This window comes from Glutamicibacter protophormiae (genome assembly GCF_016894325.1).
Taxonomy (GTDB): Bacteria; Actinomycetota; Actinomycetes; order Actinomycetales; family Micrococcaceae; genus Glutamicibacter; species Glutamicibacter protophormiae.
In genome coordinates this window covers 783,625-808,622 of the sequence record NZ_CP069806.1, presented here as the reverse complement: position 1 = coordinate 808,622, position 24,998 = coordinate 783,625, and the positions used below count along the sequence as shown (strand labels likewise).

Sequence of the window (24,998 nt, the reverse complement as noted above, 5' to 3'; positions counted from 1 at the left end):
GGAAAATCCACGATATCTCCATTAAATAACGAAAAGCCCGCCGGTATCCACTACCGACGAGCTTATTCGCTTTTGCTGGTGATTAGCTGTTGAAACGCGGGAACGCGCTCTTGCCAGCGTAAACAGCCGAGGCGCCGAGGTCTTCCTCGATGCGCAGCAGCTGGTTGTACTTGGCCACGCGCTCGGAGCGGGCCGGAGCACCGGTCTTGATCTGACCTGCGTTGGTGGCCACGCAGATGTCTGCGATGGTCACGTCTTCGGTCTCGCCGGAGCGGTGCGAAGTGATGGTGGTGTAGCCGGCACGCTGGGCCATGGTGATGGCGTCCAGAGTCTCGGTCAGGGTGCCGATCTGGTTGACCTTCACCAGCAGCGAGTTGGCGGTGCCCTTTTCGATGCCGTCGGCCAGGCGCTCCGGGTTGGTGACGAACAGGTCGTCGCCCACCAGCTGCACCTTGTCGCCAATGGCGTCGGTCAGGGTCTTCCAGCCGTCCCAGTCGTTCTCGTCCAGCGGATCCTCGATGGAGACCAGCGGGAAGTCGGCGACCAGGGCTGCGTAGTAGTCGCTCATCTGCTCTGCGGAACGGGCTTCGCCTTCGAACTGGTAGGCGCCGTTTTCGTAGAACTCGGAGGAGGCAACGTCCAGGGCCAGGGCGATGTCCTCGCCCGGGGTGTACCCGGCGCGCTTGATGGCCTCGGTGATCAGTTCCAGTGCCGCACGGTTGCTCGGCAGGTTCGGTGCGAAGCCGCCCTCGTCGCCCAGGCCGGTGGACAGGTTCTTTTCCTTCAGGACGTCCTTGAGGTTGTGGTAGACCTCGACGCCCCAGCGCAGGCCCTCGGAGAAGGACTCGGCGCCCAGCGGGGCGATCATGAATTCCTGGATGTCCACGTCGGAGTCGGCGTGGGAGCCGCCGTTGAGGATGTTCATCAGCGGAACCGGCAGGACGTGGCCGTTCGGGCCGCCCAGGTACTTGAACAGCGGCAGGTTCGCGCTCACTGCGGCGGCATTGGCCACTGCCAGCGAGACGCCCAGGATGGCGTTGGCGCCGAGCTTGGACTTGTTGCTGGTGCCGTCCAGGTCAAGCATGGCCTGGTCGATGGCGCGCTGGTCGGTAGCGTCAAGGCCCTCCAGCTCGTCAGCGATTTCCTCGATGACGGACTCGACTGCGCCCAGTACACCCTTGCCCAGGTAGCGGCTCTTGTCACCGTCGCGGCGTTCTACGGCCTCGAACTGGCCGGTGGAGGCACCTGATGGAACGGCGGCGCGGCCGTGCGAACCGTCGGTGAGCAGTACCTCGACCTCAACGGTCGGATTGCCGCGGGAATCAAGGATTTCGCGCGCGTGGATGGCGTCAATCAATGCCATGAGTATGGACTCCTTGTAGAAAGGGGTGGTCTAAGGGCTGGCCAGCCAGCGGTCGCTGAGTGACCGTTGGCGCCGTTGCCTGTCTCTAGCCTAGCGCTTTGAACCGGATTCGGGCGACGATGTTGCGTCCGGCTTCGCGCCGTAGCTGTGCTGCAACCGGTCGCGGAGTACCGATTCCGCGTCCAGTCCCAGTTCTTCGGCGCGTGCAGTGAGCGCCATCAGCTCGGCGGCGAGGCTGTCTGCATCGACCACGTGGTCGCGTACTGCGGCGCTGATCCGGTGCTCCCCGGCGGCCCGGGAATCCGCCCTGGTATGGCGGTCCAGCAGCTTCTGCGCGAGCGTGAGCGCGGGCAGGCCGGCCGGCAGCCCGGCGTTGCGGCGCTCCTGCGGGGCTCCTTCGCGCTCGGCCTGCTTGGCCGCATCCCAGACCCTGATGATTTCATCGACGTCGTCGATGACGTGCTCGCGGATTCTCCCCGCGGCGTCGAAAACATGACGATTCCGGCGCAGCAGCTTGGCGTCCAGGGTGGCGGCGACCTCCTCCAGCGTGAAGTTTTCCTGCTCCTCGGCGATGAGCGCGTGCAGCAGGATCTGGAACAGCACGTCACCCAGTTCCTCCTTGAGCGCCGGGGCATCCGCCGCCCCGATGGCGTCCAGGGCCTCGTAGCATTCCTCGATCAGGTAGGTGCGCAACGACTCGTGGGTCAGCGCCCTGGTCCATGCGCAGTTCTCGCGCAGGGTGCGCACGGTCTGAATCAGATGGTCCATGGAAGTCGTCTCGCTGGGCATGCATTCATCCTATCCCCGCCAGCATGGCCCGCGACGGGCCGGAGCTCCTGCGCCTGTAACGAGCATTACATTCGGGCTAGCATTGCGTTAAGCCGAAACCCCCGCGCCAAAGGAGTCGCCATGACCGTGCAGGAAACCGAACGCCCAGCCTTCCTCCAGAAGCTGCCCTCAGCGTTGTTCATCAACGGCCAGTGGATCGAGGGGACGTCCTCTTCCTCGCTGACCACTGCCAATCCCTTTGACGACACGGTGCTGGCCGAGATCCGCCAGGCCTCCACCGCAGACGTGGACGCCGCCTACCTGGCCGCTTCCGAAGCCCAGCCCGCATGGGCGGCGATGCCTCCCGCGGCCCGCACCGCGGTGCTGGAGAAGGCCGCCGCCTACCTCCAGGCCAACTACAAGGACATCTTGGCCCTGCTCAGCGCCGAGTCCGGTTCCGCGCAGCTGAAGGCCAACATCGAGCTCAGCGGCACCATCGCCGCGATCCGCGAAGCGGCGACCTTCCCGTCGCGCGTATTCGGAAAGATCATGCCTTCGAATTTCCCCGGCAAGGAAAACCGGGTCTACCGCGAACCGCTGGGAGTGGTCGCGGTCATCAGCCCGTGGAACTTCCCCATGCTGCTTTCTGCCCGCTCGGTGGCTCCGGCCCTGGCGCTGGGCAACGCGGTGGTGCTCAAGCCCGCGTCCGACACCCCGCTGTCCGGCGCCCTGATCCTGGCCAAGGCCTTCGAGGAAGCCGGAGCACCGGCCGGAGCACTGAACGTGCTGGTTGGTTCCGGCTCGGAAATCGGCGACTACTTCGTCGCCCACCCGACGCCCTCGCTGGTGTCCTTCACCGGGTCCACCGAGGTGGGGCAGAATGTCGGAAAGCTCGCAGTGTCCGGTGAGCACATGAAGCGCGTGGCCCTGGAACTGGGCGGCAACGCGCCCTTCGTGGTGCTTCAGAACGCGGACCTGGATGAAGCGGTGAAGGCCGCGGCGCTGGGCAAGTTCCTGCACCAGGGCCAGATCTGCATGGCGATCAACCGGATCATCGTCCAGGAGCCGGTCTACGAGGAATTCGTTCAGAAATATGCGCAGCTGGTCTCCACCCTGGGCTTCGGCGATGCCGCCGAGCGCAAGAACCTGATCGGCCCGGTCATCAACGACGCCCAGTTGGCCTCGGTCACCGCCAAGATCGAGCGGGCCCGGACCGAGGGAGCCCGCGAGGTGCTCTCCGGGGCGATCCAGGGGCGCGTCATCCCGCCGCATGTCTTTGCGGACGTGACCCCGCAGATGGAGCTGTTCCGCGAGGAGATCTTCGGACCCGTCGTGGGCATCGCCAAGGCGGACAGCGAAGAGCATGCGCTCGAGTTGGCCAACGACACCCGGTACGGGCTGTCCAGCGCGGTGTTCACCCGCGACATCGAGAAGGGCGTGCGCTTCGCCCGCGGGATCAAGGCCGGGATGACGCACATCAACGACATCCCGGTGAACGACGAGCCGCATGTGATGTTCGGCGGCGAGAAGAACTCGGGCCTGGGCCGTTTCAATGGCGAGTGGGCCATTGAGGAATTCACCACCGACCATTGGGTGGGTGTGCAGAGCACACCCAAGAAGTACCCGTTCTAGACACCAAAAAGGCAGCCTGCCCGGAATTTTCCGGGCAGGCTGCCTTTGTGGTGTCGTGCTCAAGGACGGTCGAGGTTAGTTCTCCTCGTAGTCCTCGTCCTCGAAGTCTTCGTCATCCTCGTCGTCGCCGTCCAGCAGGTGGTCGTAGAAGTCGTTGATGTACTCGACGAGCAGTTCGCGCATCTCCAGCGGCACGAAGGCCGCCTCGGCCGCGTTCAGCGTCAGGTCCAGCAGGTCTTCGAGGTCGTAGTCGAAGGCCTCGACCAGCAGCTCGAACTCGTCCGACAGGGTGGTGCCGGACATCAGCCGGTTGTCCGGGGAGATCGTGACGTTGAACCCGGTCTGCACCAGCAGGTCGATCGGGTGCGATTCGATGCCCTCGCCGAATTCGGCGGTGGCCCCGGTCTGCAGGTTGGATGAAGGGCAGATTTCCAGCGGGATCCCGCGTTCGCGAACCCAGTTGGCCACCGGGCCCAGCGAGACCAGGCCGGTATCCTCGCCGAGTTCCTCGCCGTCCTCGTCCACGCCGCCGAACTCGATCTCGATGTCCTCGGCCACACGCACGCCGTGGCCCAGGCGCTGGGCGCGGCCCACCAGGATGGCGTCCTTGATGGAGTCCAGCCCGGCGGCTTCGCCGGCGTGCACGGTGGTCGGGAACAGGTTCTCGGCCAGCAGGTCGAAGGCTTCCTTCATGCGCGAAGGCGGGAAACCGTCCTCAGCGCCGGCGATGTCGAAGCCGACCACGCCGTGGCCGCGGTGGCGCAGCGCCAGCTTGGCGATTTCCACGCCGTTGTCCGCATGGCGCATCGCGATCAGCAACTGGCCGACCTGCATCGGGTGGCCTTCGCTGTTCAGTTCTTCGCAGGCCTGGTCCAGGCCTTCCTGCACGGCGTCGACGACGTCGTCCAGGCTCAGGCCCTGGCGCAGGTGCTGTTCCGGGGCGTAGCGGACTTCGCCGTAGATCACGCCGTCCTCGGCCAGGTCTTCAACGAACTCGCGGGCCACGCGGATCAGGGCCTCGCGGCTCTGCATCACGGCAAGGGTGTGCTCGAATGTTTCCAGGTAGCGCGGCAGCGACCCGGAGTCGGCCGATTCACGGAACCAATTGCCCAAAGCTTCGGCATCGGTCTCGGGCAGTTCGTGGCCAACTTCAGCGGCGAGCTCGATAATTGTCGACGGGCGCAGACCACCGTCGAGGTGGTCGTGCAGAGAAACTTTTGGCAGATCCCGGAAGTCGAACTCGGGATCGTAGGCAGCTTGAATCATTTCTTCAGTCACACCCTTGAGCCTAGTCGCATTTCCGGCTGACTGATAGCCACCACGGCTGAAGTTCTGGACACATCTTGTTGACGGGCGCCGGCCCGGGAGGTTAAATCTCCTGCTGCTCGCCCGGAGGCGCGGTGTGGATCGCTGATCCCAGCGTCCCCCCGCGCTTCTGCGCCAACTGGCGCAGCTTGCGGCGGTGGACCCGTTCCAGCACCCTGCTGACGATCCGGTCGATGATGTAGCCGAGCACCACGGCGATGACCACGGAGACCGCGATGCCCAGCAGCTTGTACTCCGAGAGCCAGTTTCCGGCCAGCGCGCCGATGCCCACGGAGTAGGCGCCCCAGGTGATGCAGCCGATGACATCGAAGAAGGTGAACCGGTGGTAGGAGAATCCGGTGGCCCCGGCGGTCATGTTCACCGCAACGCGCCCCAGCGGAATGTAGCGGGCGGTGAAGATCAGCAGCGCGCCGGAGGTTTCCAGCTTGCGGGTCGCGAAGTCCAGGATCTTCTTGACCCTGCCCTTGCGCATCCACCCGTACTGCCGGTAGCCGATGCCCCGGCCGATGCGGAAGGTGATCTGGTCCCCGATGATCGCCCCGGACACCCCGATCACGAAGATCAGCAGCAGGTTGGGGCTTCCGGTGCTGATGCCCACGGCGGCCAGCGACACCAGGAAGGTCTCGGAGGGGACGACGGGGAACACCCCGTCAATGAGGCAGAAGGCGAACAGCAGCGGCAGAATCCACCATGCGGTGGCCGCATGCATGATCGCTTCGTTGACCAATTCCATCGGCGGGTATATCGCTTCCTTGCAGCACGCGGCGGCTGAAATCCGCGCTCTTAATCCATTCTCCACCAGAATCGCACCGCTTCGCACCCTACCAAGGTCGTGTTTCGCACCGCGCGGTTCTCCCTCCGGGGGATGAGGTGAAGTTTTTAACGCCCGGCGGCTTGCGCGAGTTCCCGCGTCCGGGAGCCCTTCCGGGTTAAACGCCGGGCTAGTTCGCGCAGATGCGGTCCAGGATCAGGCGCATGTCAGGGCGGTCGGAGTCCGAGCCGATCAGGATGGCGCGCTGCACCAGTTCGATGGCGCGTTCCATCTTCTCCGGGGTATCGGTCAGCAGCGTGGCGATCGGTTCCCCGCGGCGCACCAGCGCACCGGGCTTGACGTGCAGGCGCACGCCGGCGCCGGCCTGCACAGCGTCTTCCTTGCGGGCACGCCCGGCGCCCAGGGTCCACGCGGCCAAGCCGATGTCCATGGCGTCCAGCTTCAGCAGCACGCCTTCGGCCGGAGCCAGCACGGTGTGCGATTCGCGGGCCACCGGCAGCTTCGCATCCGGGTCGCCGCCCTGCGCTGAAATCATGGCGCGCCATTTGTCCATGGCGCGGCCGTCGTTCAGCGCCGCCCGCACATCCACGCCGCTGATGCCCGCCCCGGCCAGCATTTCGGTGGCCAGGGCCACGGTCAGCTCGACCACGTCCTCCGGGCCGCCGCCGGCGAGCACCTCGACGGATTCCTGAACCTCGATGGCGTTGCCAGCGGTCAACCCCAGCGGGGTGTCCATGTTGGTCAGCAGCGCCACGGTGTTCACCCCGGCATCGGCGCCCAGGTTCACCATGGTTTCGGCCAGCTCGCGGGCCATCGCCTCGGTTTTCATGAACGCCCCGGAACCCACCTTGACGTCCAGCACCAGGGCGCCGGTGCCCTCGGCGATCTTCTTGCTCATGATCGAGGAGGCGATCAGCGGGATCGCTTCAACGGTTGCGGTGACGTCGCGCAGCGCGTAGAGCTTCTTGTCCGCCGGGGCCAATCCGGCGCCGGCGGCGCAGATGACCGCGCCGACGGTGGAAAGCTGGGCGAAAAGCTCCTCGTTGGACAGCTCCGCGCGCCAGCCCGGGATCGCTTCGAGCTTGTCCAGGGTGCCGCCGGTGTGGCCCAGGCCGCGGCCCGAGAGCTGCGGGACAGCTACCCCGAAGCTGGCCACCAGCGGTGCCAGCGGCAAGGTGATCTTGTCCCCCACGCCGCCGGTGGAATGCTTGTCGGTGGTGGGCAGGCTGCGCCCGGACGGGTCTGCCAGGGCGGAGAAGTCCATGCGTTCGCCGGTATTGATCATGGCGTTGGTCCAGCGGGAGATCTCCGCGCGGTGCATGCCCTGGAAGTAGATGGCCATGTTCAGCGCGGCCATCTGCTCCTCGGCGATCACGCCGCGGGTGTACGCGTCGATGGTCCAGTCGATCATTTCGTTGCTCAGCTCGCCGCCGTCACGCTTGGTGCGGATGACTTCGACGGCGCTGAATTGTTCGGCAGCCATGGAGGGGCCTCCCGTTCTGTTCTCTGGTCAGTCGATGATGTTGTGCGGTCCGAAGGCGTCCGGAAGCAGCTGGTCCATGCCCACGATCCCGGACGCCGTCTTGATCCGCAGGTCGGGCCCGCGGTGCTCGAAGAGCAGCTGGCGGCAACGGCCGCACGGGGTGATCAGTTCCAGCTCGCCGTCCTTGAGCTGCCCGAAGCACACGAAGTAGTCCAGCGTGCCGCCGCCGGTGGCGAACAGTTCGCCGAGCATGGAGCATTCGGCGCACAGGGTCACCCCGTAGGCGGCGTTTTCGATGTTGCAGCCGGAGACCAGCCGCCCGTCGCCGGTCAGCGCCGCGGCGCCGACCCGGAAGTTCGAGTAGGGTGCGTAGGCCTTGGACAACGCGGCCGCGGCCGCAGCTTCAAGCTGCGACCACGGCGCGGTGGTGTTAGTCATGGGAACGGGTCATTCCTTCACATAGGGATCGCCGACGGCGGCCGGGCCGCGCGAGCGCCCCACCAGTCCTGCCACGGCGAAGATCGTCACCAGGTACGGCATCATGGCCATGAACTGGCTCGGCACCGGGGTGCCGATGATCGTGAGCATCACCTGCAGGTTGTCCGCGAAGCCGAAGAGCAGCGCCGCGGCGAACGCTCCGATCGGGTTCCAGCGTCCGAAGATCACCGCGGCCAGCGCGATGAAGCCGCGGCCGCCGGAGATTTCCTTGGTGAAGGAGTCGATGGCGACCAGGGTGAAGAACGAGCCGCCGATGCCGGCGACGATGCCGCCCAGGGTCACGTTCCAGAAGCGGGTGCGGTTGACCTTGATGCCCAGGGTGTCGGCGGCCTTCGGGTGCTCGCCCACGGCGCGCACGCGCAGGCCCCAGCGGGTCTTGTACAGGCCGAACCAGACAAGGAACACGGCCAGGTACATCAGGTAGCCGATGACCGACTGCTTGAACAGGATCGGGCCGATCACCGGAATGGCGGAGAGCCCCGGGATCGCGATGGTCGGCAGGTGCACCGGCGAGTTGTACAGCTGAGGGTCTTCCTGCATCACGGTGGTGAACAGGAAGCCGGTGATGCCCGAGACCAGCACGTTCAGCACCACGCCGACGATGATCTGGTTGACCAGGTACTTGATGGAGAACAGCGCCAGCACCAGGGAAACCACCGCGCCGGCCAGGCCGGCGGCGATCAGGCCCGCGAAGGCGTTCTGCGTCACCGAGGCCACGATGGCCGCGGTGAACGCGCCGCCCAGCAGCTGGCCCTCGATGGCGATGTTGACCACGCCGGAGCGTTCGGACAGCACGCCGGACAGGGAGCCGAAGACCAGCGGCACTGCCAGCACCACGCCGCCGGCCAGCAGGCTGGCCAGCGAGATGGAGTTGATGTTGGCGCCGGAGACGACCCAGATCAGGAACGCGAGCACGAACAGCACCGCGCCCACCGCAACGCTCCAGACCGGAAGCACCCGGCCCTTGGAACGCAGCATCCAGGAGTAGGCGGCCAGGGCCGCCAGCAGCACGCCGATGACGATGTTCGAGGCGCGGCCCGGGAACACCAGGTCGGGCAGGGAGAACGCGTCGCCGGCAGAGGAAAGCGAGAAGCTGGCGGTCTGCGAGTTGCCCAGCAGGCCGAAGCTGACCAGCACGATCACTGCCAGCACGCTGAAGATGATCGGGGTCTTCTTGCTCGGAAGCACCGAGATCGCTGACTTCGAGGGAACCGTGGTGGTCACTTGGCACCTGCCTTGGTCGATTCGGTAGCGCTCGCGCGCTTCTTCTTGCGGTTCAGTCCGAAGATCGCCTTGACCAGCGGCGGAGCCGCGATGAACAGCACGATCAGCGACTGGACGACCAGCACGATGTCGATCGGGGTGCCCGTGGTGATCTGCATGTTGACCGCCCCGGCGCGGAAGGCGCCGAAGAGCAGGCCGGCGAAGAAGGTGCCCCACGGGGTGGAGCGCCCCAGCAACGCCACGGTGATCGCGTCGAAGCCCAGGGAACCGGCCACGCCGGCGGTGAGCACCTTCTCGGTGCCCGCCACCTGCGCTACACCGGCCGCGCCGGCCAGCGCGCCGGCGAAGGCCATGGCCAGGATCGTGGAGCGGGCCACGTTCACGCCCGCGGTCTGCGCCGCATGCGGGTTGTGCCCCACGGCGCGGAACTCGAAGCCGATGGTGGAGCGGTTCAGCAGCCAGGCCACGCCCATGGTCAGCACGACGGCCATCAGGAAGCCCAGGTGCAGCCGGGAGCCCGGCAGGGCCGGGAAGACCGCGTTGGCGTCCAGGATCGGGGAGATCGGGTTGGTCTCGCCCGGGCGGCGGAACGCCTCGGTGTTCATCAGGAAGTCCAGCAGGTACAGCGCCACGTAGTTGAACATGATCGTCAGGATCACTTCGTGGGCGCCGGTGCGGGCCTTGAGCAGGCCGACCAGCCCGCCCCACAGGGCGCCGCCGAGCAGGCCGAAGACGATCACCAGCAGCAGGTGCACCACCACCGGCAGGTGCCAGGCGAAGCCGACGTAGGCGGCCATGGTGGCGCCGATGATCAGCTGGCCCTGGGCGCCGATGTTGAACATGCCGGCGCGGAAGGCCAGGGCCACGCCCAGGCCCGCGCAGATCAGCGGGGTGGAGACCGTCAGGGTTTCCAGCAGCGGGGCGAAGCCCTGCGAGGAGTTGTAGATGGAGCCGTTGAACAGCGCCACATAGCTTTCGGTGCCTGCGCTCCACAGTGCGGAGAAGAAGTCCGAGGGCCGGGCGAACAGGTAGGCTGCCGTTTCCCCGACCTTCTCATCGGTGACGGCAATCAGCAGGCCGCCGATCACCAGCGCCACGATGACGCCCAGCACCGAGACCAGGCCGGGTCCCTGCGTGATGGACTTGAACAGGTCGTTGCCCGGTTTCTTGGGGTCGGGAACCACAGGTGCCTTGGTCTCGCTCACTGTGCTTCTCCTTCCTGGGTGTCGGTGTGTTCGGTGGACTCCAGCGGTACCGGCTGGGCTTCCACCGGCTCGTTGGCGGAGGTGGCGAAGTCGGCCTGGGCGAAGGCCTCCTCGGCGCTGACGCCGGCCATCATCAGGCCCAGCACCTCGCGGGAGGTGTTGCCCGGCACGATGCCGTTGACCCGGCCCTTGTAGAGCACGGCGATGCGGTCGGCCAGCTCCATGACCTCGTCCAGCTCGGTGGACACGATCATCACCGGGGTCCCCTTGTCGCGTTCGGCGACGATGCGCCGGTGCAGGAACTCGATGGAGCCCACGTCCACGCCGCGCGTGGGCTGGGAGGCGATGAACAGCTTCAGGTCGCGGGACAGTTCTCGGGCCATGACGACCTTCTGCTGGTTGCCTCCGGAGAGGCTGGAAGCCGGATTCAGCTGGTTGTCGGTGCGCACGTCGAAGTCCGAGATCTGCGCGGCCGCGTTCTTGCGCATGACGTCCAGGTTCATCGAGATGCCCCGGGCGAACGGCGGGCGGTCGTAGAGGTCCAGGATCAGGTTCTCCTCGATGGTGAACTCCGAGACCAGGCCGTGGACCGAGCGGTCTTCGGGGACGAAGCCGACCCCGGCGCGCAGCACCTGCTTGACTGACTTGCCGACCAGTTCGATGCCGTCCAGCGAGATCGATCCGGCGGCCACCGGCTGGGTGCCCAGGATCGCCTCGGTCAGCTCGGTCTGGCCGTTGCCCTGCACCCCCGCGACGGCGAGGATCTCGCCCTCGTGGATGTCGAAGCTCACGGAGTCCAGGCTGGTGGCGCCCAGGTCGTTGACCACGCTCAGGCCGCGCACCTGGAAGCGGGCGGCTCCCGGGGTGGCAGGTTCCTTGTTGAGGTTCAGTTCCACCGCGCGGCCAACCATGAGGTTGGCCAGTTCGGTGGTGCTGGTTTCGGCGCCGACCGAGTCGATGACCCGGCCGCGGCGGATCACGGTGATGACGTCGGAGACCGCGCGCACCTCGCGCAGCTTGTGCGAGATGAACACGATCGAGGTGCCATTGGCCTTGAGCTGGCGCATGATTTCCAGCAGCTCGTCGGTTTCCTGCGGGGTGAGCACCGCGGTGGGCTCGTCGAGGATCAGCACCTTGGCCTCGCGGACCAGCGCCTTGATGATCTCCACGCGCTGCTGCACGCCGACCGGCAGGTCCTCGACCAATGCGTCCGGATCCACGTCGAAGCCGTAGCGGTCGGAGATCTCACGGATCTTCTTGCGGGTGACCTGCAGGTCCAGCACGCCCGGGCCCTTGGTCGCCTCGGCGCCCAGGGCGATGTTCTCTGCCACGGTGAAAACCGGGATAAGCATGAAGTGCTGGTGCACCATGCCGATGCCGGCGGCCATGGCGTCGCCGGGGCCATTGAATGCCACTGGTTTTCCATCCAGCAGGATCTGTCCCTCGGTCGGCTGGTACAGCCCGTAGAGGACGTTCATCAGTGTCGACTTTCCCGCGCCGTTCTCACCGAGCAGACAGTGGATTTCGGCATCATCGACGACCAGGTCGATGTCCTTGTTGGCGTAGAAAGAACCGAAGGCTTTCGAGATTCCCCGTAGTTCGAGTTTCACGATTCCACCATCTTCATTGTTCGGTGTGTGTTGCAGTGGGCAGTCTTAGAGCGCGTCTCCGTTCACCGCTGCTGCGGCGAGCGGTGACGCGCTCTGTGACGTTATTGGTTCGAGACCCTTACTTGGGGCTCGATGGGGATTCGACCTTCAGGTCGCCGGAGATGATCTGCGCCTTCAGCGCCTCGATCTCGGACTTGGTCTCGTCGGAGACCTTCGAGTCGAAATCGTGGAACGGTGCCAAGGCCACGCCCGTGTTTTCCAGGGTTCCGACGTATGGAGTCGAGTCGAACTCGCCCTTGGAGTCGGCGGTGACCAGGTCCTCAACGGCCTTGTCCATGGTCTTGATCACGGAGGTCAGCATGACGTCCTTGTAGTCAGGAGCGGTTAGGTAGCCGTCGGAGTCAACCCATACCAGCTTGGCGTCCTTGCCGCCCTTGTTGGCGTCCATGACTGCGGCGCCTGCGCCCTTGCCCACCGGCCCGGCCACCGGCATGATCACGTCAGCGCCGCTGTCGATGAAGTTGCTGGTGACCTGCTTGCCCTTGTCCTGCTTTTCGAAGTCGCCGGTGAAGGTGCCGTCCTGCTTTTCCTTGTTCCAGCCCAGCAGCTTGACGTCCTTGCCCTTGTCCTCGTTGAACTTGGCCACGCCGTCGGCGAAGCCGTCCATGAAGATGGTGACGGTTGGGATCTTGATGCCGCCGAAGGTGGCGACGGTGCCGGTCTCCGAGGAAGCGGCGGCGGCGTAGCCTGCCAGGTAGGCGGCCTGGGCCGTGTCGTAGATCATCGGCTTGATGTTCTTGATCGGCTCGTCGTACTGGAAGTCGACGATCGCGAAGTGCTTGTCAGGGTTCTCAGCGGCGGCCTTCTTGGTGGCATCGCCGAGCAGGAAGCCGATGGTCACGGTCAGATCGCAGCCGTTGTTCATCATGCCCTGCAGGTTGGTGGCGAAGTCGGCGTTGGACTTCGACTCCGCATCGCGCATCTGGATGCCGAGGTCCTTCTCGGCATTCTTCAGGCCGCGGTAGGAGGACTCGTTGAAGGACTGGTCGTCGAATCCGCCGGAGTCCGAGACGATGCAACCGGTGTAGTCTGGGTTTCCAGCCTTGGGGGCCGCCTCTTCCGGGGCCGCGCCACAGGCGGTCAATGCCAAAGCAGAAATGCCGATCATGGCCGCGGCCATGCCGGTCTTGCGCGATACGATGCGCATCTAATCCTCCAAAAAGTTATGCGAGATAACCGGGAGCCGTGAGGCCTTTCTTCCCACGCAGGGCGCCGTTGCCGATGCCCACCGCACGCGCCCTGAGGAGCGAACGTTCCCATCGTCTCCATAGCCTATCGGAGATATGTAACTGGTAAAGACGGCAAACATTGCAATTTGCCGAATTCCGCACCGTCAAACGGCAAGCGCTTAACGTCAACACCCAAGTCAGTTGGCCAATTCACGGCGTGACTAGTGGACTCGAAAAAATTATTGGCGAATTGCGCGGTTAATTAGCGCGGATGCCATTCGCCTCGTCGATTGCCTGCAACGCGGCCGCGCACATGATCCGCACGCCCACCCCAATGCACCTCTCATCAGGCACGTAATCTCCGCGGTGCAGGTCGAAGATCTTTCCGCCCGGGGTGCGGGTGCCCAGGCGCAGCATGGCACCGGAGACCTTCTGGGTCATCCAGGCGAAATCCTCCCCGCCCATGGACTGCGGGGTCAGCTCGATGGAGTCCGTCCCGAACTCCTGGCGGGCCGCGGATTCGATCAGCGCGGTTTCGGCCGGGGCGTTGACCACCGGAGGCACGCCGCGGGTGTGCTGCAGCTTGATTTCCACGCCGTACGGGGCGGCGATTTGCCGCACCGCGGCATCAAGCAGCTGCCCGGCTTCGTACCAGACGTCGCCGTCAAGGCAGCGCATGGTCCCGGCCAGGTAGCCGGTGGCTGGAATGGCGTTGGGGGCGCTTCCGGCGTGGATCTGTCCCCAGACGACCGATACGGCCGAGCGCACATCGACCTTGCGGCCGAGCACCGCGGGGACCTGCGTGGCGATCTGGCTCATGGCGAAGACGATGTCTTCGGTCAGGTGCGGTCGCGAGGTGTGCCCTCCGCGGCCGTTGACCTCGATGCGGATGGTGTCGCTGGCAGAGGTGATCGCGCCGATGCGCGTGCCGATCTTGCCGGCATCGATGCGCGGCTCGCAGTGCAGGGCAAGGATGCGCGGAACTTCATCGAGGATCCCCTGCTCGATGACCGAGACAGCTCCCCCGGGAAGCTTTTCCTCGGCGGGTTGGAAAATGACGCGGATCCGGCCCGCCAGGAGTCCGGCCTGCTGGATGCGGCCCAGCGCGATCGCGGTTCCCAGCATCACGGTGGTATGGATATCGTGCCCGCAGGCATGGGCGATGCCCTCGATGGTGGAAGCGTAGTCCAGTTCGGTTTCCTCGAGCACGGGCAGCGCGTCGATGTCAGCGCGCAGTGCGAGGCGGATGGGCCCCTCTCCGACGTCCACGTAGGCTCCGGTGCGTTCCATCTTCACCGGGTTCAGCCCGGCGGCGCGCAGCGCTTCCAGGATGCGTTCGGTGGTTTGGAATTCAGCGAAGGAAAGTTCGGGGTTGCGATGCAGTTCGCGGCGGAACTCGATCAACTCGGGCGTTAAGGACTCGGTCCAGTCCTTGACCGACCCTAGATTTCCTAATTCACTCACTGAAGACACCTTTCGAGACTACGCGTCTTGAGCCTAAGGAAGACAGTTTATCCGTAATGTGGCCGTCAACCGCGAAACAAGGGACACGGCGCAGCGGCGGGCGGCACCATCCGCCAGCCGCCGCGCTGTCACTCTAGGCATCTTCTCGCGGGCTGGATTCGAAGTCCGATTCCCAGCGGGTAGTCATCACGGCTTCGGCATTGACCTGGCTGGGCGCGTCGGCCTGCAGCTGCCCATCGAGGTAGCCTAGGTGCGCCTCGTACTGGTCAAGGATGTCGCCGATGACCTGTTCCTTGGTCAGGCCCATCAGGTCGTACCCGTGGCTGCCTTCCTGGGAGAAGACCTCGATGCGGTAGTAGACGTCGTTGGCAGGGGCCGAGCGCGCATACCGGGGCACCGGCAGCTGCACCGGGTAGACCTGGTATTTGAACGGCCGCTCGGCTCCCGTGGCCACCAGCAGGTCCAGCGAAGGAAGCTGCAGGTTCGGCACGGACTCCGTGGTGACCTCCACGTCCGCTCCGCGGCTGCGGAATTCTTCGGCCACTTCCTCCAGCGCGGTCCGCGCCACCTCGTCCAGGTAGCGCCGCGTGGCTTTCAGTCCCGGATAGGTCATCGAACGGGCTAGCCGCTGTTTCCAGTTGCGCCGGTCGCTCACCGAGCCCAGACGGCTGGCCAGCGCCTCGTGCATGGTGTTCTGGTAGCTGCTGGCCAGCGCGGATTCCATGCGCAGGGACTTGAACAGGCCCAGCATGATCAGCAGCAGCACGAACGAGAACGGCAGCCCCATGATCACGGTGGCGCCCTGCAGCGTGGGCACGCCGTCCACGAAAAGCATGCCCATGGTCAGCAGGCCGGTAGCAAGCGACCAGAACAGGCGCACCGGCTTGGAGCCGTCGGCCTGCGGGTCCTTGAGGTGGGAAGTGAAGTTGGCCATGACCAGGGCACCCGAGTCGGCGCTGGTCACGTAGAAGAGCAGGCCGGTGAAGGTGGCGACCGCGGCGGTGAACGGCGCGGCCGGGAACTGTTCCAACAGGCTGTAGAAGGCACGTTCCGGGGTGTTCATGGCGATCTCGCCGAACGCCTCGTTGCCCGAACGGACCAGCTGCAGTGCGCTGTTGCCGAAGATGGAGATCCACAGCAGGATGAATGCGAAGGGAACCACCAGCACGCCGGTGACGAACTGGCGGATGGTCCGGCCGCGGGAAATGCGGGCCAGGAACAGGCCGACGAACGGCGCCCAGGCGATCCACCAGGCCCAGAAGAACAGCGTCCACCCGTTCAGCCAGGCTTCAGGCCGGTCATAGGCGAAGGTGTCCAAGGCCATGGACGGGAACCGGGCGATGCTGTCGCCCACGTTGGTGATGATGCCGTCCATCAGGTAGGCCGTGCCCCCGGTGACCAGGATGAAGAGCATCAGGCCGATGCAGAGCAGCACGTTGAGCTCGGAGAGCCGGCGGATGCCCTTTTCGACTCCGGTGAGCACCGAGATCGTGGCCATCACCACGGCGATGACGATCAAGATGATCTGCCAGCTGCGGTTTTCCGGGATACCGAACATGAAGTGCAGGCCGTAGTTCAGCTGGGCCACGCCGATGCCCAGCGAGGTGGCAATGCCAAAGATGGTGCCGAGCATGGCCGCGATGTCCACGGTGTGCCCCATCCACCCCGACGTGCGCTTGCCCAGCAGCGGGTACAAGGCCGAGCGGATGGACAGCGGCAGGTTGCGGCGGTAGGAGAAGTAGCCCAGGGCCATGCCGATCAGCGCGTACAGCCCCCAGCCAAGCAGGCCGTAGTGGAAGAGCGTCCAGACCATGGCCTGGCGTGCGGCCTCCACGGTCGAGCCGTCCCCGGCCGGCGGGGCCAGGTACTGGCTGATCGGTTCGGAGACGGAAAAGAACATCAGGTCGATGCCGATGCCGGCGGCGAAAAGCATCGCCGCCCAGGTGAACATGTTGAAGGATGGACGCGCATGGTCCGGGCCCAGCCGCGTCTTGCCGACCTTCGAGGCCGCTACCGCGATCACGAACAGCAGCACCGAGACGATGATCAGGGTGTAGTACCAGCCGAAGTTTCTGCCGATCCAGTCGACGGCGGTGGAGATGGCCAGATCCGCTGAATCGCGGTCGATGATGGCCCAAAGAGCAATGCCCAGCACCAGTGATGCCGAGCCGAAAAATACCACTTTGTTGATCCGGGTACGTGGCGTTCCGGGGTTTTGCGCCGTGTCGGCATCGGATGAATCGGACTCATTGTTGGCCGTAGTCATGACTTCCAACATACCAACCAGCCAAGGATCCGCCCGGGTCGCGCACAGTAAAAGCACAGGCCAGAGCGGTCTTCGCCAATTGCCTTCGGTGTGGTCACGTCCGGGTTGCGGACGCTAATCGTGAAACTGGACACGCGCCGGCCGTCCCGGTCAACGGGAGGCCGGCGCGCGGTCAGTTTTAGAGCACTTCGGTCGCGCCGTCGGCCTTGAGCTGCTCGACGGTCTGCTTGACCTTTTGCGCGTGGTCCTTGGTGGTCACCAGCAGCGCATCGGCGGTGTCGACCACCACGACGTCCTGGATGCCGACCAGGGCCACCACGCGCGGGCGGTCCGAATAGACCACACCGGTCGCGCTGTCCGCGTAGACACGCACTTCCTTATCACCGAGATTGATGATGCCTTCAGCCGCACTGGCCTTGTTAAGGCGTCCGATGGCGGCGAAGTCCCCCACATCGTCCCAGTTGAACACGCCGGGAATGACCGCCACGTCGCCGGCCGCGGCGGCCGGTTCCGCCACCGCGTAGTCGATGGCGATCTTCGGCAGGTCCGGCCAGACCTCGGCCATGACCTCGTCGCGCGCGTCGGTTTCCCAGGCCAGCGCAATGCGCATCAGGCCATCGTGCAGCTGCGGCTCATTGGCCTGCAGGTGCTTGAGCATCAGGCCCACCGGGGCCACGAACATGCCGGCGTTCCACAGGAAGCCGCCGCTGGCCAGGTAGCGGCGCGCGGTGTCCTCATCCGGCTTCTCCACGAATTCGACCACACCGCGTGCGCTCGGGGCATTGGCCACGTCCAGCGGATCGCCGGTCTTGATGTATCCGAAGCCGGTCGACGGATGGGTCGGATGGATGCCGATGGTCACGATCTTGCCGCTGGCGGCGGTGTGGATTGCTTCGCTCAGGGCCGCCTGGAAAACCTCAACAGGCTCGATGACTTGGTCCGCAGCGAAGGAACCCATGATGATCTCCGGGTCGCGCAGCGACAGGATCGCGGCGGCCAGGCCGATGGCGGCGGCCGAGTCGCGCGGCTCCGGTTCCAGGACCAGATTCTCGTCGCACAGCTCGGGCAGCTGGGCGACGACGGCACCTCGGTGGGCGCGTCCGGTGACCACCATGATCCGGTCGCCGGCCAACGGCACCAGGCGGTCGTACGTGGCGCGGATCAGGGTCGAACCCGATCCGGTCAGATCGTGCAAGAACTTGGGAGCCGATGCACGGGAAAGGGGCCACAGTCGAGTACCGACGCCGCCGGCGGGAATCACGCCGTGGAATCGGGCTAAAAGGTCAGCATTCACGCCTTCCAGACTAATTCATTCTCCGGGAAATACCGGTATTGAGAACGATATCGATGGGCGAAATAGGCAAGTCGCCCATGACCTAATATTGGGGCATCGAAGCCTTTTACCGCATAGACGGCACTATTCGGTGAACATACTCACAGGAACAAGACACGAAATAGATTGAGACCCGGCAAGTGGTTTAGACTCGCACAAGGAACGCTCGCACAAGTGCGTCAAATCTCATTGTGTGCAATATACACATGCGCCGTTGCGAGCCTTGGAGGTTAGTTCAGTGTCGAAGACTTCGTCAGGCACCCTATACCGCGGCCATGAAGGCATGTGGTCCTGGGTGGGACACCGAGTCACCGGTGTCGTAATTTTTCTTTATCTACTCGTTCACGTGCTTGATACCGCCCTCGTGCGCGTGGATGCCAATGCATACAACGCAGTGATCAGCACCTACCAGACCCCGTGGATGGCTCTGGGCGAGACCGGCTTGGTCGCCGCCATTCTCTTCCACGCATTCAACGGTCTGCGCCTGATCCTCGTTGACTTCTGGAAGCAGGGCACCAAGTACCAGCGCCAGATGCTCTGGGGCGTCATGATCCTGTGGGTTGTCGTCTTCGCAGGCTTCGCCATCCGCCATCTCTCCCTCGCATTTGGAGGACACTAAGCCATGAGCGTCACCATTCCTGCTCCCCGCAGCCAGCGCATCGATCCGAAGTACAAGCGCGGCCCGAAGTCCCGCAGCAGCTTCGAAATGCTCGCATGGCTGTTCATGCGCCTTTCCGGCGTGGTACTGATCGTCCTGATCTTCGGCCACCTGATCTCCAACCTGATCGTCGGCGATGGCATCAACGCCATCTCCTTCGGTTTCGTCGCCGGCAAATGGGCCGACCCGATCTGGCAGTTCTGGGATCTGGCCATGCTGTGGCTGGCCATGCTGCACGGCACCAACGGCGTGCGCACCATCATCAACGACTACGCAGAGAAGCACTCGACCCGAGCATGGCTCAAGGGCATCCTGTACGTCGCAACGATCTTCATCGTCGTGCTCGGCACCCTGGTGATCTTCACCTTCGACCCATGCGTGGCCGGCAGCACCCTGCCACAGTGCTAAAACCCTAAAACTCCCGTTTTAGAGCCAGACTTTTAGCCAGACAGATTTTGTAGAAAAGAGAGCATCAAGAATGCAGGTACATCAGTACGACGTAGTCATCGTCGGTGCCGGCGGTGCAGGTATGCGTGCAGCGATCGAATCCGGTCAGCGTGCACGCACCGCAGTGCTAACTAAGCTTTACCCAACTCGCTCGCACACCGGTGCGGCCCAGGGCGGCATGTGCGCCGCACTGGCCAACGTCGAGGAAGACAACTGGGAGTGGCACACCTTCGACACCATCAAGGGCGGCGACTACATCGTCGACCAGGATGCAGCAGAGGTCATGGCGAAGGAAGCCATCAACGCCGTGCTGGATCTGGAAAAGATGGGTCTGCCGTTCAACCGAACCCCAGAGGGCAAGATTGACCAGCGCCGCTTCGGCGGCCACACTCGCGACCATGGCAAGGCCGCCGTGCGCCGCGCCTGCTACGCAGCAGACCGCACCGGCCACATGATCCTGCAGACCCTGTACCAAAACTGCGTCAAGCACAACGTCGAGTTCTACAACGAGTACTACGTGCTGGACCTGCTGATGGTTGAAGAGGAAGCCTTCCGCGAAGACGGCACCGCCTACATGCAGAAGCGTGTTGCCGGCGTAGTCTCCTACGACCTGGCCACCGGCGAACTGCACGTTTTCCAGGCCAAGTCCGTGATCTTCGCATCCGGCGGCGCGGGCAAGGTCTTCAAGACCACCTCCAACGCCCACACCCTGACCGGTGACGGCATGGGCATCGCCTTCCGCTCGGGCCTCCCGCTGGAGGACATGGAGTTCTTCCAGTTCCACCCGACGGGCCTTGCCGGCTTGGGCATTCTGCTCACCGAAGGCGCCCGCGGCGAAGGCGCAATCCTTCGCAACTCGGATGGCGAACGCTTCATGGAGCGCTACGCACCAACCATCAAGGACCTGGCCCCACGTGACATCGTGGCCCGCGCCATGGCCAACGAGGTACGCGAAGGCCGCGGCTGCGGTCCTAACAAGGACTACGTGCTGCTGGACCTGACCCACCTGGAGCCAGAGCACATCGAGTCCAAGCTGCCGGACATCACCGAATTCGCCCGCACCTACCTGGGTGTGGAGCCGTTCACCGATCCGGTACCGGTGTACCCGACCGCGCACTACGCCATGGGCGGCGTGCCGACCAACGTCGAGACCGAGGTCCTGCAGGACAACAACACCACCATCCCGGGCCTGTACGCGGCCGGCGAAGTAGCTTGCGTTTCGGTCCACGGTGCAAACCGCCTGGGCACCAACTCGCTGCTGGACATCAACGTCTTCGGCCGCCGCGCCGGCATCGCCGCCGCCAAGTACGCTGCTGACGCCGAGTTCGTGGAGCTTCCGGAGAACCCGGAAGCCCTGGTCACCGCCCAGCTGGACGGCCTGCTGAACTCCAAGGGCACCGAGAACGTGGCCGAGCTGCGCAAGGCCCTGCAGGAAACCATGGACGCCAACGTCCAGGTGTTCCGCGATGAGACGTCCCTGAAGAGCGCGCTGGAGGTCATCGAGAGCCTGCGCGATCGCTACAAGAACGTGTCCATCCAGGACAAGGGCAAGCGCTTCAACCTGGACCTGCTCGAAGCCGTGGAACTGGGCTTCCTGCTGGATCTGGCGGAGGTCATGACCACCGCAGCGCTGCACCGCAAGGAATCACGTGGTGGTCACTACCGCGAGGACTTCCCGAACCGCGACGATGAGAACTTCATGGTCCACTCGATGTCCTACCGCGACCACAACGCTACTACCGAGGGCATCGCCGGCATCCGCATGGAAACCAAGCCGGTCGTCTTCACCCGTTACCAGCCAATGGAGCGTAAGTACTAATGAGCACCGAACTGCCAGAACCACCATCAAAGATTGAGTTGAAGGCCGGTGTTGGTGGCGGCGGAGAGATCCCTACCTTCAACATCACCCTGCGCGTTCGCCGCTACCTGCCGGAGACCACAGCAGAGGCCTACTGGGAAGACTTCAAGCTGACCATGTACGGCACCGACCGAGTGCTGGACGCCCTGCACAAGGTCAAGTGGGACCACGACGGTTCGCTGTCGTTCCGCCGCTCCTGCGCCCACGGCATTTGCGGTTCGGATGCCATGCGCATCAACGGCCGCAACCGCCTGGCCTGCAAGACCCTGCTGAAGGACCTGGACACCTCCAAGCCGATCACCGTTGAGGCAATCAAGGGTCTTCCGCTGGAGAAGGACCTGATCGTGGACATGGAACCGTTCTTCCAGTCCTACCGGGAGATCATGCCATTCCTGATCTCCAAGGGCCACGAGCCGACCAAGGAACGCTACCAGTCGGTCGAGGACCGCGAGCGCTTTGATGACACCACCAAGTGCATCCTCTGCGCCGCCTGTACCTCTTCCTGCCCGGTGTTCTGGACCGATGGCCAGTACTTCGGCCCGGCAGCAATCGTCAACGCGCACCGCTTCATCTTCGACTCGCGCGATGATGCAGGCGATATGCGCCTGGAGATCCTGAACGACAAGGAAGGCGTGTGGCGCTGCCGCACCACCTTCAACTGCACCGAAGCGTGCCCACGCGGCATCCAGGTGACCAAGGCTATCGCCGAGGTCAAGCAGGCAATCCTCTCGCGCACCGTCTAGTCGAGCGCTGGAAAGGCCCGAACCGTTACCGGTTTGTTCCTTTTTGCATCCCTTCAACTCCCGCGCAACCCGTGGCATGATGGGCAGTACTCGCCCTTTTCCCAATGCCTTACCAAGCTGAGGAGCAATCATGGCCAGTGAAGAATCCGCCTCGACAACTCAAGCAGGAATCCCGGCAGCCAGCGACCGCAACTCGCTGACGGTGGGAGCCAACGGCCCCATCGTGCTGCACGACCACCATCTGGTCGAGACCCTGCAGCACTTCAACCGGATGAATGTGCCCGAACGCCGCCCGCACGCCAAGGGCGCGGGAGCCTTCGGCGAATTCGAAACCACCGAGGACGTCTCGGCGTACACCAAGGCCGCCCTGTTCCAGCCCGGGGTGAAAACCGAAACACTGATGCGTTTCTCCACCGTCGCCGGAGAGCTCGGCTCCCCCGACACCTGGCGCGATGTGCGCGGCTTCTCGATGAAGTTCTACACCACCGAGGGCAACTTCGACCTGGTCGGCAACAACACCCCGGTGTTCTTCGTGCGCGACCCGATGAAGTTCCCGCACTTCATCCGCTCGCAGAAGCGGCTGCCCGATTCCGGGCTGCGCGATGGCACCATGCAGTGGGACTTCTGGACGCAGAACCCGGAATCAGCCCACCAGGTCACCTACATCATGGGCCAGCGCGGCCTGCCGAAGACCTGGCGCGAAATGAACGGCTACGGATCGCACACCTACATGTGGGTCAATGCCGCCGGAGAGAAATTCTGGGTTAAGTACCACTTCCTGAACAAGCAGTCCGAGAAGTTCGAGACCATGCGCGGGGCGCAGGCCGAGGAACTGGCCGGATCGGACGCTGACTTCCACCGCCGCGACCTGTTCGAAGCCATCAAGGACGGCAATTTCCCCCAGTGGGACCTGTACGTGCAGATCATGCCCTACGAGGAAGCCAAGACCTACCGCTTCAACCCCTTCGATTTGACCAAGGTCTGGTCCAAGAAGGATTACCCGCGCATCAAGGTCGGCACCATGACGCTGAACCGGAACCCGGAGAACTTCTTTGCACAGATCGAGCAGGCCGCCTTCTCCCCCGGAAACATGGTCCCGGGCATGGGGATGAGCCCGGACAAGATGCTGCTGGGACGAAATTTCGCGTACGCGGACGCGCAACGCTACCGCATCGGCACCAACTTCCAGCAGCTGCCCGTCAACAAACCCAAGTGCCCGGTGCACTCCTACAACTTCGAAGGGAACATGACCTACGAGCACACCGGGAATCGCAGCGTCTACGCGCCGAACTCCTTCGGGGATCCATGGAGCGATGAAACCGGTCCGGCGGAGAATTCCTTCGAGTCCGACGGCGAGCTGGTCCGCGAGGCCTACACGCTGCGCAAGGACGACGGGGACTTCGTCCAGCCCGGCATCCTGGTCCGCGAGGTGATGGACGATGCCCAGCGCGCCGAGCTGGTGGACACCGTCACCGGGGCGCTGGACGGCGTGATCGAGCCGGTGCTGTCCAACGCGATCCAGTACTGGAAGAACATCGACGCCGACACCGGAGCGAAGATCGAAGCCAACGTGCGCGCCAAGTAGGTTTCGCTTTCTGGGGCACCAGCCTAGAACACAGCAGATCCCCGCGAGGAATTTCGCGGGGACCTGCTGTGTTCTAGGTGCTATCTTGCAACGCCGCTGAGCTCAGCAGCCGGGACGTCGAGCATTTCTTCGCCCTGACTGTCGCCCAGTTCCTGGACCACGTCATCTTGTGCGGCATCCGGGGAAGCTTGCATTGCTTCCTGGGCAGGGACTTCTTCCCCATTGAACACCTTGCGTACTCGTTCGACGTCAAGGGACTTGTCCCACCAGGCGATGAACAAGGTGGCGACGGCATTGCCGCAGAAGTTCACCAGCGCACGGCATTCGGACATGAACTTGTCAATGCCGAAGATCAGCATGATGCCGGCTGCCGGGATGGTGCCCAAAGTGCTCAGGGTTGCGGTCAGTGCAATGAATCCGCCCCCGGCAACACCCGCCGCACCCTTGGAGGTCAGCAGCATGACGGCAAGCATGCCGATCTGCTGGCCGATACTCAGATCGGTGTTCGTAGCCTGGGCGATATACACGGCCGCCAGCGAGAGGTAGATGGCCGCCCCGTCAAGGTTGAAGCTGTAACCGGTCGGAACCACCAGCCCCACCGTTTCCTTCTTCACCCCTGCATGCTCGAGTTTCTTCATCAGCCCGGGAAGTGCCGGTTCGGCCGTGGACGTGCCCAGGATCAGCAGCAGCTCCTCGCGGAAGTGCTTGAGCATCTTGAAGATGTTCAGCCCGAGGAACGCCATGATCCCGCCGAGGAAGAAGACCACGAAGATGATGGAGGTGCCGTAGAACAGCAGGATCAGCCAGCCCAGGCTGGACAGCGTTTCCACCCCGTATTTGCCCACCGCAAAGGCCATGGCGCCGAAGGCGCCCAGCGGTGCCGCCTTCATGATGAAATTCAGGACCTTGAAGATCACGGTGGTCAGTCGCTGGACCATATCAAGCACCGGGCCGCCGATCTTGCCCACGGCATTAATCGCGATGCCGAACACCACTGCCATGAAGATGATCTGCAGGATGTCGCCCTCGACAAACGGCGAGGCCACGGAGCCGGGAATGATGTGCGTCAGGAATTCCCACCATTGCTGGTTCTCGCCCTTGTCGATGAATTCCGCGGCCTGGCCGGTGGCTTCGAGCTTGCTGGCATCCGCGTTCACGCCGTCGCCCAGGCGGAAGATGTTGATCGCCACCAGGCCCAGCAGCATGGCGCAGATCGTGCCGATCTGGAAATAGCCCAGGGCCTTGAGCCCGGTGGCACCGACTTTTTTCAGGTCGGCAACGCTGGCGATGCCCCCGACGATGGTCAGGAAGACGATCGGTCCGATCAGCATCTTCATCGCTTCCACGAATGTGGTGCCGATTGGCTGCATGGACTGGCCGGTTTCCGGTGCCAGCCAGCCGAGGATGATGCCGGCGACGATGGCGACCAGAACCCAGAAGTACAGCTGCCGGTACCAGGGCCGGCGGGCCGGCTGGATGCTTTCGCTCTGCATGGTCTTGCCCATGATTCCTACCTCAGTGTTGGAATAAGCCT

The 24,998-nt window shown here is 64.2% G+C and carries 20 protein-coding genes; 6 read left to right on the top strand and 14 right to left on the bottom strand.

Annotated features, from left to right (window positions below; all coding sequences use genetic code 11):
* Positions 1 to 82: 82 nt before the first annotated feature.
* Positions 83 to 1,363, bottom strand: a complete 1,281-nt coding sequence (gene eno, locus JQN66_RS03890; RefSeq protein ID WP_204676710.1) for a phosphopyruvate hydratase — start codon at positions 1,361 to 1,363, stop codon at positions 83 to 85.
* A gap of 90 nt (positions 1,364 to 1,453) precedes the next feature.
* On the bottom strand, positions 1,454 to 2,152 hold the full coding sequence (locus JQN66_RS03885) for a MazG nucleotide pyrophosphohydrolase domain-containing protein (RefSeq protein WP_204676709.1): 699 nt from the start codon (positions 2,150 to 2,152) through the stop codon (positions 1,454 to 1,456).
* A gap of 120 nt (positions 2,153 to 2,272) precedes the next feature.
* On the opposite strand from JQN66_RS03885, the gene JQN66_RS03880 reads away from it, so the two are divergent.
* Positions 2,273 to 3,763 (top strand): aldehyde dehydrogenase family protein, encoded by a 1,491-nt coding sequence (locus JQN66_RS03880; RefSeq protein WP_204676708.1) that lies wholly within the window; start codon positions 2,273 to 2,275, stop codon positions 3,761 to 3,763.
* Positions 3,764 to 3,838: 75 nt separating this feature from the next.
* Here JQN66_RS03880 and JQN66_RS03875 read toward each other — a convergent pair whose 3' ends face one another.
* The 11 genes from JQN66_RS03875 to JQN66_RS03825 all read right to left on the bottom strand — a co-directional run bounded on the left by JQN66_RS03875 (position 3,839) and on the right by JQN66_RS03825 (position 18,134).
* Positions 3,839 to 5,041, bottom strand: a complete 1,203-nt coding sequence (locus JQN66_RS03875; RefSeq protein WP_204676707.1) for an adenosine deaminase — start codon at positions 5,039 to 5,041, stop codon at positions 3,839 to 3,841.
* Between the two features lie 91 nt (positions 5,042 to 5,132).
* On the bottom strand, positions 5,133 to 5,822 hold the full coding sequence (locus JQN66_RS03870) for a DedA family protein (RefSeq protein ID WP_204676706.1): 690 nt from the start codon (positions 5,820 to 5,822) through the stop codon (positions 5,133 to 5,135).
* 208 nt (positions 5,823 to 6,030) lie between these two features.
* Positions 6,031 to 7,344 carry a thymidine phosphorylase gene (locus tag JQN66_RS03865; protein WP_204676705.1) on the bottom strand — a complete coding sequence of 438 codons (1,314 nt, stop codon included), beginning with the start codon at positions 7,342 to 7,344 and terminating at the stop codon, positions 6,031 to 6,033.
* A 27-nt stretch (positions 7,345 to 7,371) separates the two neighbouring features.
* Positions 7,372 to 7,782 (bottom strand): cytidine deaminase, encoded by a 411-nt coding sequence (locus JQN66_RS03860; RefSeq protein WP_188947434.1) that lies wholly within the window; start codon positions 7,780 to 7,782, stop codon positions 7,372 to 7,374.
* Between the two features lie 9 nt (positions 7,783 to 7,791).
* A complete protein-coding gene (locus tag JQN66_RS03855) occupies positions 7,792 to 9,066 on the bottom strand; it encodes an ABC transporter permease (protein WP_204676704.1) in 1,275 nt (424 codons plus the stop codon).
* Positions 9,063 to 10,271, bottom strand: a complete 1,209-nt coding sequence (locus tag JQN66_RS03850; protein ID WP_204676703.1) for an ABC transporter permease — start codon at positions 10,269 to 10,271, stop codon at positions 9,063 to 9,065. Before JQN66_RS03850 ends, JQN66_RS03855 begins: the two co-directional genes overlap by 4 nt.
* Positions 10,268 to 11,881, bottom strand: a complete 1,614-nt coding sequence (locus JQN66_RS03845) for an ABC transporter ATP-binding protein (protein ID WP_204676702.1) — start codon at positions 11,879 to 11,881, stop codon at positions 10,268 to 10,270. The genes JQN66_RS03850 and JQN66_RS03845 overlap by 4 nt, the downstream gene beginning before the upstream one ends.
* Positions 11,882 to 11,999: 118 nt before the next feature.
* Positions 12,000 to 13,088: a BMP family lipoprotein gene (locus JQN66_RS03840; protein ID WP_204676701.1), complete on the bottom strand. Its 1,089-nt coding sequence runs from the start codon at positions 13,086 to 13,088 to the stop codon at positions 12,000 to 12,002.
* Between the two features lie 280 nt (positions 13,089 to 13,368).
* Entirely contained in the window at positions 13,369 to 14,574 is a 1,206-nt protein-coding gene (locus tag JQN66_RS03835; RefSeq protein WP_204676700.1) for an amidohydrolase, read from the bottom strand.
* A gap of 133 nt (positions 14,575 to 14,707) precedes the next feature.
* Entirely contained in the window at positions 14,708 to 16,840 is a 2,133-nt protein-coding gene (gene betT / locus JQN66_RS03830) for a choline BCCT transporter BetT (RefSeq protein ID WP_204676699.1), read from the bottom strand.
* A gap of 178 nt (positions 16,841 to 17,018) precedes the next feature.
* Complete coding sequence (locus JQN66_RS03825; RefSeq protein ID WP_188947427.1) at positions 17,019 to 18,134, bottom strand: mannose-1-phosphate guanylyltransferase; 1,116 nt, start codon at positions 18,132 to 18,134, stop codon at positions 17,019 to 17,021.
* 322 nt (positions 18,135 to 18,456) lie between these two features.
* On the opposite strand from JQN66_RS03825, the gene sdhC reads away from it, so the two are divergent.
* From sdhC to JQN66_RS03800, 5 genes are all read left to right on the top strand, one after another.
* On the top strand, positions 18,457 to 18,792 hold the full coding sequence (gene sdhC, locus JQN66_RS03820; protein WP_047118411.1) for a succinate dehydrogenase, cytochrome b556 subunit: 336 nt from the start codon (positions 18,457 to 18,459) through the stop codon (positions 18,790 to 18,792).
* Between the two features lie 3 nt (positions 18,793 to 18,795).
* Entirely contained in the window at positions 18,796 to 19,239 is a 444-nt protein-coding gene (locus tag JQN66_RS03815) for a succinate dehydrogenase hydrophobic membrane anchor subunit (RefSeq protein WP_204676698.1), read from the top strand.
* A gap of 70 nt (positions 19,240 to 19,309) precedes the next feature.
* Complete coding sequence (sdhA, locus tag JQN66_RS03810; RefSeq protein ID WP_204676697.1) at positions 19,310 to 21,097, top strand: succinate dehydrogenase flavoprotein subunit; 1,788 nt, start codon at positions 19,310 to 19,312, stop codon at positions 21,095 to 21,097.
* Entirely contained in the window at positions 21,097 to 21,879 is a 783-nt protein-coding gene (locus JQN66_RS03805) for a succinate dehydrogenase iron-sulfur subunit (protein WP_047118408.1), read from the top strand. The genes sdhA and JQN66_RS03805 overlap by 1 nt, the downstream gene beginning before the upstream one ends.
* A gap of 130 nt (positions 21,880 to 22,009) precedes the next feature.
* Positions 22,010 to 23,464, top strand: a complete 1,455-nt coding sequence (locus tag JQN66_RS03800) for a catalase (RefSeq protein WP_204676696.1) — start codon at positions 22,010 to 22,012, stop codon at positions 23,462 to 23,464.
* Between the two features lie 80 nt (positions 23,465 to 23,544).
* On the opposite strand, the gene dctA is transcribed toward JQN66_RS03800, so the two are convergent.
* Entirely contained in the window at positions 23,545 to 24,969 is a 1,425-nt protein-coding gene (dctA, locus tag JQN66_RS03795; protein WP_239464131.1) for a C4-dicarboxylate transporter DctA, read from the bottom strand.
* Positions 24,970 to 24,998: the final 29 nt, after the last annotated feature.

Coding starts and splice junctions, on each gene's coding strand:
- eno (WP_204676710.1), bottom strand. CDS start 1,363: ATGGCATTGATTGACGCCATCCACGCGCGCGAAATCCTTGATTCCCGC.
- JQN66_RS03885 (WP_204676709.1), bottom strand. CDS start 2,152: ATGCCCAGCGAGACGACTTCCATGGACCATCTGATTCAGACCGTGCGC.
- JQN66_RS03880 (WP_204676708.1), top strand. CDS start 2,273: ATGACCGTGCAGGAAACCGAACGCCCAGCCTTCCTCCAGAAGCTGCCC.
- JQN66_RS03870 (WP_204676706.1), bottom strand. CDS start 5,822: ATGGAATTGGTCAACGAAGCGATCATGCATGCGGCCACCGCATGGTGG.
- JQN66_RS03865 (WP_204676705.1), bottom strand. CDS start 7,344: ATGGCTGCCGAACAATTCAGCGCCGTCGAAGTCATCCGCACCAAGCGT.
- JQN66_RS03860 (WP_188947434.1), bottom strand. CDS start 7,782: ATGACTAACACCACCGCGCCGTGGTCGCAGCTTGAAGCTGCGGCCGCG.
- JQN66_RS03840 (WP_204676701.1), bottom strand. CDS start 13,088: ATGCGCATCGTATCGCGCAAGACCGGCATGGCCGCGGCCATGATCGGC.
- betT (WP_204676699.1), bottom strand. CDS start 16,840: ATGACTACGGCCAACAATGAGTCCGATTCATCCGATGCCGACACGGCG.
- sdhC (WP_047118411.1), top strand. CDS start 18,457: ATGTGGTCCTGGGTGGGACACCGAGTCACCGGTGTCGTAATTTTTCTT.
- JQN66_RS03815 (WP_204676698.1), top strand. CDS start 18,796: ATGAGCGTCACCATTCCTGCTCCCCGCAGCCAGCGCATCGATCCGAAG.
- sdhA (WP_204676697.1), top strand. CDS start 19,310: ATGCAGGTACATCAGTACGACGTAGTCATCGTCGGTGCCGGCGGTGCA.
- JQN66_RS03805 (WP_047118408.1), top strand. CDS start 21,097: ATGAGCACCGAACTGCCAGAACCACCATCAAAGATTGAGTTGAAGGCC.
- JQN66_RS03800 (WP_204676696.1), top strand. CDS start 22,010: ATGGCCAGTGAAGAATCCGCCTCGACAACTCAAGCAGGAATCCCGGCA.
- dctA (WP_239464131.1), bottom strand. CDS start 24,969: ATGGGCAAGACCATGCAGAGCGAAAGCATCCAGCCGGCCCGCCGGCCC.